Source organism: Rheinheimera sp. (genome assembly GCF_020217005.1).
Taxonomy (GTDB): domain Bacteria; phylum Pseudomonadota; class Gammaproteobacteria; order Enterobacterales; family Alteromonadaceae; genus Pararheinheimera.
Genome location: NZ_JAIWOI010000145.1, coordinates 1 through 10,000 on the forward strand (window position 1 = coordinate 1; position 10,000 = coordinate 10,000).

6 protein-coding genes and 1 pseudogene are annotated in these 10,000 nt (G+C 47.6%); 4 read left to right on the forward strand and 3 right to left on the reverse strand.

The window, feature by feature from the left end:
* Both LDL40_RS07095 and LDL40_RS07100 read right to left on the reverse strand, forming a co-directional pair.
* The coding region (locus LDL40_RS07095) for an efflux RND transporter permease subunit (RefSeq protein WP_300994520.1) at positions 1-1,591 on the reverse strand (1,591 nt) is incomplete at its 3' end.
* A gap of 3 nt (positions 1,592-1,594) precedes the next feature.
* A complete protein-coding gene (locus LDL40_RS07100) occupies positions 1,595-2,737 on the reverse strand; it encodes an efflux RND transporter periplasmic adaptor subunit (RefSeq protein ID WP_300994522.1) in 1,143 nt (380 codons plus the stop codon).
* Positions 2,738-2,991: 254 nt separating this feature from the next.
* Here LDL40_RS07100 and LDL40_RS07105 point away from each other — a divergent pair, with 254 nt between their 5' ends.
* Genes LDL40_RS07105 through dacB form a run of 3 tightly spaced genes read left to right on the forward strand, consistent with a single transcriptional unit; the run spans position 2,992 to position 6,633 of the window.
* Positions 2,992-4,386: a Na+/H+ antiporter NhaC family protein gene (locus tag LDL40_RS07105; protein WP_300994524.1), complete on the forward strand. Its 1,395-nt coding sequence runs from the start codon at positions 2,992-2,994 to the stop codon at positions 4,384-4,386.
* A gap of 7 nt (positions 4,387-4,393) precedes the next feature.
* Positions 4,394-5,155, forward strand: a complete 762-nt coding sequence (locus LDL40_RS07110) for a M15 family metallopeptidase (RefSeq protein ID WP_300994526.1) — start codon at positions 4,394-4,396, stop codon at positions 5,153-5,155.
* An 11-nt stretch (positions 5,156-5,166) separates the two neighbouring features.
* On the forward strand, positions 5,167-6,633 hold the full coding sequence (gene dacB, locus LDL40_RS07115; RefSeq protein WP_300994528.1) for a D-alanyl-D-alanine carboxypeptidase/D-alanyl-D-alanine-endopeptidase: 1,467 nt from the start codon (positions 5,167-5,169) through the stop codon (positions 6,631-6,633).
* A gap of 63 nt (positions 6,634-6,696) precedes the next feature.
* Here the strand turns inward: dacB and LDL40_RS07120 are convergent, their stop codons facing one another.
* Entirely contained in the window at positions 6,697-8,619 is a 1,923-nt protein-coding gene (locus tag LDL40_RS07120; protein ID WP_300994530.1) for a methyl-accepting chemotaxis protein, read from the reverse strand.
* 702 nt (positions 8,620-9,321) lie between these two features.
* On the opposite strand from LDL40_RS07120, the pseudogene LDL40_RS07125 reads away from it, so the two are divergent.
* Positions 9,322-10,000: pseudogene (locus tag LDL40_RS07125) on the forward strand (sodium:solute symporter); the annotation flags it as partial.

Consider the following 10,000-nt stretch of genomic DNA (forward strand, 5'->3'; position numbering starts at 1 on the left):
GGTGCTTTAATGCCCAGCCAATCAGCTTGGAATAACGCTCGGCCTGGTGATCAAACCAGATATTAAAGCGCTGTAATACCTTGCCAAGGCCACGACGTTTGGCATTTTTATCATGATCCGGATCGTGCCAGTAGGCTGACATCATAGGGTCGAGCGTAAAGGAGATAAACAAAGACACCAAAACAGAACAAGCCACTGTTAAACCAAAAGGCTTAAACCACTGACCGGTAATACCATCCAGAAAAGCGATAGGAATAAACACAGCCACAATAGACATAGTAGTGGCGATAACAGCCATACCTATTTCTTTGGTGCCGTCGCGGGCTGCAGTCATATTGTCTTTGCCCATTTCCATATGGCGCACAATGTTTTCCCGCACTACGATGGCATCGTCAATCAGAATACCTATGGCCAGCGACAAGCCCAGTAAGGACATAAAGTTCAGCGTAAAACCACAGGCCCATACAGCGATAAAAGACGCCAGCACTGAGGTCGGCAAAGCCAGCGAGGTAATTAAAGTCGAACGCCAGGAGTTCAGAAACACAAAGACGGTGACAATAGTCAGCAAAGCGCCCATCGACAAGGCTTCTGTGACGTTGCGCATACTGGCGGCGACATCTTCACCTGAGTCACGCACCACCACCAGCTCAAAATCCGCAGGTAAGGTTTGCTTCAGCTCCTCTATTTTGGCTTTGATATCGTCGGTAACACTGATAGTGGAAGCGTCACGGGCTTTTATGACGTCAATACCTAAAGACGGCACCCCATTAAAAATAGACAAACGGCGCTGCTCCGCTGCCCCATCCACCACATCAGCCACCTGCTCCAGACGAATGGCCTGATCACCGTTACGTTTTACCACCATTTGTTCAAATTCACGTACATCGCGCAGACGGCCCTGAATACGGATGCCCTGCTCTTCCATGCCATTGACTACACGGCCAACCGGAGCTGCGACGTTTTGCGCGCGCAATGCGCTCACTACATCCATAGCTGACACATTGGCTTCCCGCATGGCGTTGGAATTTAAGAATATTGTCATCTCGCGCTCTTGTTCCCCTTCCAGATTCACCAGCGCCACACCTGGTACAGAACGGATTTCACGGGCGATCTGATGCTCTGCCAGTTGCGACAGCTCAATAGGGTCCATCGACTTGGACGACAAAGCCAAAGACATAATAGGAAAAGCATTGGGGTCTTCACGGCGCAGGAAAGGCTCTTTCATTTCAGTCGGCAGCTTGTCACGCACTACGGCAACCGCATCCCGCATTTCCTGTGAAGCTTCAATCAGGTTTTTATCAAATTCAAAAATGGCCACTATCACGGCATTGGATTCGCGGGCATAAGAGCGCAGTTCGCGCATGCCCGTGATAGTCGCCATCGAGTCTTCCACCCTGTTGAGGATTTCCCGTTCCACAGTTTCAGGCGAAGCTCCTGGGTACGGAATGGTCATCACCAATACGGGTGGCTGCACATCAGGAAATTGGTTGGTTTTTAAATTGGTCATCGCAAAATAACCAAAAATCATCATGGCAAGAGTAACTGCCACCACCACCATAGGGCGTTTGATACTAAAATCAGATAAAAACATGGCTTAGTTTCCTGTGCTGACTTTAGCTGCGGTTTGATCTGGTGTTACAGAGCCTGCAACGGCCAATTGAGCTTTACCACCGTCCGTTAATGCGCCTTGTGGATGACGTAGGATCTGCGCACCTGCGGTCACACCGGACAACACTTCCTGAGTGCCCCATCGTTCGTCTTTGCCACCTAATTCTACCTGGGTCTTTTTCAGCTCGTTATTGGCGAATTGCCAAACAAAGTGCTTATCGCCTTCACGGATCAGAGCAGATTCAGGCACCATCAGCGCATCGCTGTTTTGCGCTTCAACATGGCCTTCGGCATACAAACCTGCGACCAGTGACTGTTCTTTTAAATCCATGCTGACCAGTAATTGCACCTGACGGGTGCTTTCATTGGCTAATGGATTAATACGCTCAACAACACCAGTGAAAAATTGACCACTGTAACCATTCACTTTAAACGTGACTTTATTGCCTACTTTAACCTGACCCACGCGGTCTGCCGCGACATAACCTTCAAAACGAATACTGGCAGGGTCAATCAATACCATCAGGCCTTTACCCACCTGAGCTGTATCGCCAGCTGACACCTTACGGGTAGCGACCACACCTGAAAATGGAGCTTTGACTTCAGTTTTTTCCATCTGCTGACGGGCTTCGACTAAACGGGCACGGGCAGAGGCTAAATCAGACTGAGCTTGATTGGCTTTGTTTTCCGCCGCTTCCAGCCCTTCCTGCGTCACCAGACTTTGTTTGGATAACGATTGCATACGTTTCAGCTGGCGGTTGGATTGTTCCAGCGTCACTATGGCTGAACGCTCTGCTTCCTGCGCCGATAACAATTTGTCACGGTAGGTGGTTTGGTCCAGCTTCACCAGCACATCACCGGCTTTAACCAAATCCCCATTATCTTTTAACACCTGCATCACAATGCCGGACACTTCTGCATTCAGTTCAGCTTTGACGACAGGTTGTAATGAGCCTGAAATCACAGGGCCACGCGCCAGCGTGCTTTGTGATAAGGTCAATAAATCCTGTTCCACCAGTTGCAATGGTTTTGCACTGGTCTCCTCTACTTTTGCCACTTCAGGTTTTGAGCAAGCCGCTAAAGTGGTCGCTACACACAAGGCAATTAAGGTTAGTTTTATAGTTTTCATGGTCCAAACCCGTCCGGTAATTCACGCAAGCATCGATACTTTTTTATTAAGGCCACTATAAAACAGTCAGAGGTTTCAGTCCTGTCAAAAGGGTAACAAGTTGTAACCATACTGCTGCACTGACGACAAAGTTTGCAAAATTGATTTTTTTGAATAGAAATCAGCCAAATAGCTACAGCGAACTGGAAAGCCATAGCTAATTGCTGCAGTATAAGCTGTACTTTTTGCTTAATTTTATGTTTAGGGAAGCTCCAGTGCCCGATAGTTTAAGTTTATTACCTGCCATTCTGGCCATAGCCATAGTGATTTGGCGCAAAGAAGTGATACTGGCGCTGATTCTGGCGGTCGCTTGTGCTGAAGTTTTATTGTATTTAAAGCAGCCTGAACTCAGTGTCTTTGGTGCCTTACTTTATGGTCCGGTGCAAAGCTTAGAGCGTATTATCTCGGTCACATCTTCTGCTGATAACAGCAGGATTTTGTTGTTTTCTCTGCTGATTGGCGCGCTCATGGCCTATATGCGTGACTCGGGTGGCGTCTCGGCCATGGTAGACTGGTTTGTTCGCAAAGGGGTCGCCCGCACTAAACGTCAGGCTGGTTTTATCAGTTACGGCATAGGTATTCTGGTTTTTATTGAGTCCAACCTGAGTGCGTTAACTGCTGGTATAGTGTCACGCGGTTTGTACGACAAATTTAAAATGAGCCGCGCCCGGCTGGCTTATATAGTCGACAGCACCAGTGCCCCTATTTGTATTTTGGTATTGCTTAATGGCTGGGGCGCTTATGTGCTGGGGCTATTGAGCACCTACAAACTGCCTGAATCCGCCGTTTCTGTACTCATTGGTACTATCCCACTGAACTTTTATGCCTTGTTCACGCTGATCATGGTGTTCTATACCATCTACACGGACAAAGTTTATGGTCCGATGAAGCAGGCAGAAATTGAGCTGAACACAGTAGCAAGTCACAGCGACATAGATACACAACCCAGCAATGTATCCTTGATGTTAGTGCCTTTACTGACGCTGGTGCTAGGCATGGTCGGCTTTATGCTATGGACAGGAAATGGCAGTTTAGTCGAAGGCTCTGGCGCGAAAGCAGCGCTTTATGCCACCACTATTGCTTGTGTTGTGGCCTATGGCCTGATGGCTTTAAGCCGCAAATTTAATCATCAGCAACTGGTTACTATTGGCTTCAGGGGTATGGGTGAATTATTACCTCTCGTCAGCATAGTGTTATTGTCGCTGGCTCTGGGCAGCGCCATGAAAGACTTAGGCACAGGGGTTTATGTGGCTTCTTTTGTGAAAGAATCCACTCCTCTGGTACTGATTCCCGCCCTTCTTTTTATCGCAGGAGCCATTATTTCCTTTACCACTGGCACCTCCTGGGGCACTTTTGCCATTTTAATTCCTATAGGTATGCCTTTAGTCGAGATGCTGGGCTTACCTCCATCACTGCTGCTGGCGGCTATTTTAAGTGGTGGCATTTGGGGCGATCACTGCTCGCCAATCTCAGATACCACAGTGGTCAGCGCCGTAGCATCTGGTTGTGATTTATTGGAACATGTCAAAACTCAGCTGCCTTATGCGCTGTTTTGTGGTGCCTTAGCCCTGATCGCCTTTTTAATCAGTGGTTGGGTGATGATTGGATGATTTGACAATGAAAACACCTGCCTTAGTGGTTCTCTGTAGCTTTTTGCTGTGGTCCTGTGCCAGCACAGAAGCTCCCAAAACTCAGCCACAACAAGCCGCAGCTAAGCTGCAAAGTGTTGTTCAGCCACAAGGTAAGGTTCAGATTGAAGCGGATAAAGTAGCAGATATAGTCAACCTGCTTAGCCTGACCACTAAAGTACAGATTAAAATGGCCTACGCTGGCACTGATAATTTTACCGCGACACAAGTGCCGGGTTATCAGGCCAACATTTGTTATTTGCAACAACAGGCCGCCCAGGCTTTAGCAAAAGTAGCAATGCAGGCTGAGCGTTTAGGTTATCAATTGCAACTGCTGGATTGTTACCGGCCTCAACGCGCGTCCAATTATTTTATGAACTGGGTGGCTGATGCTTCAAATCAAACAACAAAAGCAGCTTATTACCCTCGCCTTAACAAAACTGAATTAAAGCAGGGCTATATTGCAGCGCATTCAGGGCATAGCCGCGCCTCTACGGTGGATTTAACCCTATTGCGAAAAAATGCGGCAGGCCAGTGGCACCCTCTGGATATGGGGGGCGCTTACGATTTGTTTGACCCAGTCTCGCACTTAAACAGTAACGACATCAGTACAGTACAAAAAGCCAACCGCTTATTGCTGAAAGATTTAATGCAGCAGCAAGGTTTTGTCCCTTACGAGCTGGAATGGTGGCATTTCACGTTAAAAAATGAAGCCTACCCGAACATTTATTTTGACTTTATGGTGAACTAAAAGGAGCTGAAATGCGCGCTCTTCGCCAGTTTCAATCTGGCATAGCCCTGCTGTCAGGGTTATGGCTCTGTGCCTGCAGCAGCACCACTGAACTTGAGCAAGTAAAGCAGCAAGAGCTACTAAATCGACTGTCTGAGCAACTACAACAAGCTCAACTGCCAGCACATGCCCTCGCTTTTGTGGCTTATCCACTAGATACGCCAACAGAACACCTCAGTTATCAGGCCAACAAGGCCATGCAACCCGCTTCTACCATGAAGCTGGTGACCAGTATTGTAGCGCTGGAACAACTAGGTGCCGGATACAGGGCAAAAACTCAGCTGCGCTCCTACGAAACGCCGCAACCTCAGCTGCAACAGCCTTTGGTACTCAAAGGTTATGGCGATATGGATTTTACAGTACAGGAGCTCTGGTTTTTGTTGCAGCAAGCTTATGATCAGGGCATACGCCGTGTACCAGCCATTCAGATTGACCGCAGCTGGTTTACTCCATCCCGGCCTGAACTAACAGCGTTGCCTTTTGATGAAACGCCAAGGGAATATTACAACCTGTTGCCAGATGCTCTGTTTTTACAACGCAATATGCTGGGCATTCAATTAGAGTCCACTGCAGATGCAGTGACAGGCCAGTTCTACCCCAAAGTAGAAGGCTTAGAATTAGTTACCACTGAAACTCGTCTGACACAAGGCAACTGCGCTGCCTGGTATCCAGACCCACAGCATTTGGCCTTTCGACGCCAACCAGACAAGCTACAACTGGTGCTGCGAGGGGATTTTCCAAAAAACTGCCAGAAAAGAGATTATTTGCAACTGTTAAACCGGACAGATTTCAGCCGCTTAGTGATGCAGCAGATCTGGCAACAGATCTCAGGGCAACAGCAGGTTCAGGTGCTGGAACAAAACACCACGGCAGCGACCCTGGTGATCGCCGAACATCAGAGCCGATCTTTGGCTGAAGTACTGCGCGATATCAATAAAAGCTCTGACAATGCCCTGACCCGCCAGTTGTATTTAAGCCTGGGCGCGACACAAGCCCCAAGCGGATCAGAACAGACGGCCGGTGTTTCAGAGCAACAGGTTCGTCGTTTCTTCAGCAGCATCAAGCTGGATCACAGTAGCCTGACTTTAGAAAATGGCTCAGGTTTATCCCGCAGCGAACGTATCAGTCCAGAGCTAATGGCCGCATTATTACAGCATGCTTATCAGGCTCAGTACCAACCAGAATTTATCAGCAGCTTGCCACTTGCTGGCGTGGACGGTACCCTAAAACGCCGACTCACTCAGGTGCAGACCAAAGGCAAGGCGCGTTTAAAAACAGGTACTTTGCGAAATGTCACAGCGCTGGCAGGTTATGTCACCGATCAAAGCGGACGAACCTGGGTGGTCGCCAGTTTTATCAACGACCCAAAGGCTGGTCGTGGCCGTGTGGTGCTGGATACTTTAATTGAATGGATCAGCATGCAATCCACAGCGCACTGACCTCTGTAAACAGCAAAAACAAAAAAGCAGGCTCAAGCCTGCTTTTTTGTTTTGAACTGAAGATTAGACCTTAAACTTCGACAATACGGCGCTAAAATCTTCAGCGATACGTTTTAAACCCTGACTTGAGTCTTTGGTCGTTGCGCTGTGCACTGCATTTTGTTGCGCTGCACTGTGAATATGGTTGGTTTTTTGACTGACGCCATCGGCCACATCACGCTGCTCTGCTGCCGCTGTACTGATTTGACTGTTCAGGTGATTAATTTCTTCTATGGCTTTGAGCACCAAATCCATAGCCTGACTGGCTTCAGCCGCTTTCACTTCATTGTCTTTGACCGTGGCTTGAGCTGTTGAGTTTAAGTTCTGCACTTCGTTAACGCCTTGCTGCAACTGCTCTATCATCCGTTTGATTTCGCCTGTGGAGGACTGTGTACGGCCAGCCAGCAATCGCACTTCATCGGCCACCACACTAAAACCGCGGCCTTGTTCACCGGCTCGTGCCGCTTCAATGGCGGCATTAAGTGCCAGTAAGTTGGTTTGTTCCGCTATGGTGTTAATAACTTCCAATACCTTGCCAATTTCTGCGCTGGAGGCGGATAAGCTGGCAATAGAACGCTGGGAATGCTGAGAATCCACCAACTGCTGAGCTGCATTTTTCACCGAGGCTTCCAGAGTTTTCATCGCGCCCTGAGTTAAACGCGACGCCTCCACACTGGCCTGCTCTGCCTGTTCTGCATTATGAGCTACAACTGATGCTGTGGTCGCCAGTTCATGTACAGATGAAGCCGTTACTTCTAAATCGACAGTTTGTTTCACCACCTCAGCACTGGACTCTTCCGCCACATGGGCCAGCTCCACCGATGCCTGCACCAGACCATGGGTCATAGAACGCAGCTCGACTATGGTTAAACGTAATTGTTCAAGCAACTGGTCAAAACAGCGTGCCATTTCGCCAAATTCGTCTGTGCTGTAATTAGAAAAACGTCGGGTTAAGTCGCCCTCGCCTTCAGTAATGGCTTTAATAGCTTTGATGGTATCGTTTACTCTGGTCACCACTATGCTGTGGGTTAACCAATAGACCACCAGTAACAAAATGGTGGCGCCAACTACGATGACCAAAGAAGTTTTGATCACATTCGCCCGTACTTCGGCATTGAGCTCCTCATTAGAATAGGCTGTAACTATCTGATAGCCCCAGGGGGTAAACTGTTCTGTTTGAATAGTCCAGTCCTGATTGTTTGTCTTAAGGATTTGCTCCAGTTGTTCCGCGTTAATATGGCTGGATTTCGCCCGGACTGCTCCATTTCTATCAAGTAGAGCAACAAAGCCCGAGGTCAACAATCGCGTTGCAGCCAACAGCTGATGTAAGGCTTCCAGATCGGCCTTATACCCAACGTAGCCAATGCCTACCACTTCACCCTGAACATTGGTCAGCGGCTCATACCCGGTCACAAAGGGGTTGCCCAAGATATCTACTGAACCATAAAAGGCCTTGCCCTGCCTTATCGCTGCCATAGCGGCACCTGTTGGAGCGAGTAAAGTACCAGTAGCACGTCCGGTGTCTGTAACTACGTTAGTTGAGATCCGGATAAAATCATCACCCGAACGGCTAAAAATGGTGGCTGTCCCGCCCATAATGGCGGTAAGCTCATCTACCAATTGATATTTATTGCCCTGTCCTTCGGTGCCAAGTAATAAATCAGGGACTTGTTGTGAGCCAAAAGATAATGTATCCCCCTGAGACACAGGGCCTAAAGCGGCAATACGCTGACGCAACAGCTTCATACTACTTTGCACTTGCTGTCCCAGTAAACTGTCGGTAACAGTCAATATATTGGTAATTTCACGATTCAATCTTTCCTTGTCTGAGTTGACCCTTGACTCAATTTCACTGTATTTGCTGAAAGAGATCACCACTATGGAACCCAGCATTGCAAGTAAAACCAGGCCGGTGAGTGTTAACATAAATTTGCGTTGTACCGACATAATAATTCCTTAGTGTTTTCTCAGACGCCATTACAAGCAGGCGACCAACATCGAAGTATTAATTAGTTAAACTAGTCTAGTTCGCTGCACCACTTTACACAGACAAAGTCTAAATCTTTATTCACCCGCCTTACTGTTCGGATTAAGCTCTCTTCAAGCAATATAATCAGGCTCCCGACCCTTTCGCCTGATCTCAGGTTCGGCAACAGCTCGTATCTTTATCTATGCTGGCTAGTTAATACAGCTGACCTCTGCACAGGCTGGTTTTGAATGCATGATGAAACAACGCGTAGAAGATTAATAGCATTGAGTTTCATTTTTATCAAATAATCACAATAATAAATACAAAAAACACAGGGTGTTCTGATTTTATCAATGTAAACGGTTTCAGCCAAGGTCTATTATGTCAGAAACTGTGCCGATCAAAAATGACAAATTTGAATGCCCCACCAAACTTTCATTATTTTTTAACGCCAGCTTTAAACACCTCAGCACTTGCCAACAGATCTTGGATAAGTTTCAATACCAGCTGTAACCTGACAATAGGCCAGTAGAACCAAACGAGGAAACATGGTCTCCACTTTTTCCGCATTAGACTGGCTAGCGTTTCTGTCCTATTTTATTTTGCTCGCCCTGACTGGCTGGTGGATTAATAGAGCGGGTGCACACAACAGTCATGAATACTTTGTCGGCAGCAATAGCATGCCGACCTGGTTAGCTGCTATTTCAGTACTGGCTACAGCACAATCTGCCGCCACTTTTTTGGGTGGACCTGATATTGGTTACCGCAGCAATTTAACTTATCTGGCCAGCACCATAGGGGCTTTAATGGCCGCGCTTTTCGTAGGGTACTTTTTAATTCCGCGCTTTTACCGCTTTAAAGTTGGTACTGTCTATGAATTGCTAGAGCTACGTTTTGGCAGTGCCGCAAAAAAGCAGGCAGGCCTGATGTATTTGTTTGGTCGCATTTTTGCCAATGGCGCCAGACTTTATATGGCGGCTATCGCTGTATCTATGATTTTGTTTACCGATATAGCATGGCACCATGTGGCCTGGTCTATTGGCTTGCTCTGCCTGGTGTCGCTACTGTATTCCATTTTCGGCGGTATCAAATCTGTGATTTATGGCGATGCTTTTCAGTGTTTGGTGTATGTCAGCGCCGCTGTGCTGGTACTGTTGTATTTATGGACCTCTATTCCAGCTGATTTTGCCAGTATCTGGCAGGCATTAGAACATCCGCCCGAAAAGGCGGTCAGTAAACTACTGCTGATAGATACCAGCTGGGATTTCAGCTCAGCCGGTTCTTTTACGCTTTATTCCAGTGTCACTGGTTTGTTCTTGCTGTATATCGCTTCTTTTGGGTTGGATCAGGATCTGACCC

Bases quoted from the DNA above. Each gene is read 5' to 3' on its own strand.
- LDL40_RS07100 (WP_300994522.1), bottom strand. From the start codon at position 2,737: ATGAAAACTATAAAACTAACCTTAATTGCCTTGTGTGTAGCGACCACT.
- LDL40_RS07110 (WP_300994526.1), top strand. From the start codon at position 4,394: ATGAAAACACCTGCCTTAGTGGTTCTCTGTAGCTTTTTGCTGTGGTCC.
- dacB (WP_300994528.1), top strand. From the start codon at position 5,167: ATGCGCGCTCTTCGCCAGTTTCAATCTGGCATAGCCCTGCTGTCAGGG.
- LDL40_RS07120 (WP_300994530.1), bottom strand. From the start codon at position 8,619: ATGTCGGTACAACGCAAATTTATGTTAACACTCACCGGCCTGGTTTTA.